The following is a 281-nucleotide window of genomic DNA, read 5'->3' on the forward strand; positions in this document are numbered from 1 at the left end:
AAGGCGCGGCCATTGGGCAACTTCAGATAACCCTGCGCTCGCTCCAAAGCCTGGATCGAGGGCTTCTCGTCCACGCACAGCACAATGGCCTTCGCCGGCGGCGCGACATAGAGGCCGACAACATCGGCGGCTTTGGCCGTAAAGTTCGGGTCGTTGCTCTCGCACCAGGACTTGCGAGCCACCAGGTCAATCTTGTGGCTGCGCAGGAACCGCCAGACATATTGGACATCGACATCGCCCAGCGCCTCGGCCAGCAGGGGGCCGGTCCAGCGCGCAAACCC

General features: G+C 63.7%; 1 pseudogene. It reads right to left on the reverse strand.

Annotated elements, in window-relative coordinates:
- Positions 1 to 281, reverse strand: a pseudogene (locus QJT78_RS52510) (IS630 family transposase); the annotation flags it as partial.

The organism is Bradyrhizobium sp. Mp27 (assembly GCF_029953005.1).
GTDB lineage: Bacteria > Pseudomonadota > Alphaproteobacteria > Rhizobiales > Xanthobacteraceae > Bradyrhizobium > Bradyrhizobium barranii.